Genomic DNA, 1,276 nt, shown 5'->3' on the forward strand with positions numbered 1-1,276 from the left:
GAATCTGTTAAGCTGTTATGAAAAAATAGCTTAATAAATCATAGATTTTCTCGTTCTTTGAAAATTATATAAGCTTGATTATATTTGAGTATGGCAAATAGACCTGCAAAAATATAAATTTTTCAAGCAGGTTAATTAAAGATATTTTAATTGCTTAAGCAGCTATAAACCAAGATTGCTTAGATGTCGTATCGCTAGCGAAGCCCGCTACTTCGGCTGGAGTTAAGTTGTTTAATGAACCATGAGTTCTAATAAAGTTATAGTGAAATATAAACATAAAAATAAGATTATTAGCTTTTTCAAATGAATTGAATCCTTTTTTAGATTTATACCAAGCCTTAAAGGTTTTATTGAAAGATTCTATAAGATTATTGTTTATATCACTAGACATTGGTTTTACAGGTAAATGTTTTGTATTTGGTAATAATGTAGCTATCGCTTCGTTATAAGCTGGCCATCTATCTGTTACTAAATTGAATGGTGAACCATATTTTTTAGTTTCATTTATTAGAGAAAAAGCTGAGTTTTCATCTCTATATCTACTTAAATGAAAAGATACTATAAAACGTGTTTCAGAGTCTATAACTAGCCATAGATAGTGCTTTATACCATTAATGAAAACAACAGTCTCATCAGCGTGCCAATCGTCAGATTGTAAGTCTACTTGACGTTTAAATTTATCAACTTTCAGTTTGAAGTAAGGAGCAAATTTATTACTCCAATTAGCTATGGTTACATGAGATACTTTGATATTGAAGGTACTCATAAGAAACTGGGATATAGCTCTAGTTGATGTATTATTTAAGTAATATAAAGTTAAGGCAGTAATAATTATTTGTAAAGGAAATCTCATACCTTTCATAGAAAGGGATCCGGTAACAGCTTCGCTAGACGCTGGATCGATATCAAAGCTATGATAATTAACTATGATATGATTACAGTTTCTATTTCCACATTTATAGCGATTATAGTGTTTAAATTCATGATGTAAATATGTTGCCTTACCACATTTAGGACATCTAGGATATTTAGATATTACCGGACTGCTGACGTAGTCAGGTGCGAATTGACGTTTACACTTTTTGCATTGATATTTTTGATTAGCCTGCTTGTCTAAACCAAACTTATATAGTTTATCGGAATGACAACGAGGGCATCTAATATTTGTTTTGTTCATTGTTCTTCTCTCCTTTTCTAGGGGGATAATTGGTTCTAGTCAAACTTATTGTATTTCTTAGAGTTGAGAAGAGCAATGTTCATATAACTTAACAGATCG

At 30.7% G+C, this 1,276-nt stretch carries 1 protein-coding gene; it reads right to left on the reverse strand.

Going from position 1 to position 1,276, the window contains the following annotated elements:
- Positions 1–154: 154 nt before the first annotated feature.
- Positions 155–1,177, reverse strand: coding sequence for an IS6 family transposase (locus AAT22_RS18415; protein WP_047002330.1), 1,023 nt, complete (start codon positions 1,175–1,177; stop codon positions 155–157).
- Positions 1,178–1,276: the final 99 nt, after the last annotated feature.

It is taken from the genome of Clostridium sp. C8, assembly GCF_001010885.1.
GTDB lineage: Bacteria > Bacillota > Clostridia > Clostridiales > Clostridiaceae > Clostridium > Clostridium sartagoforme.

What these genes read in the sequence shown, in the direction of transcription:
- AAT22_RS18415 (WP_047002330.1), bottom strand. Translation starts at nt 1,177, where the DNA reads ATGAACAAAACAAATATTAGATGCCCTCGTTGTCATTCCGATAAACTA.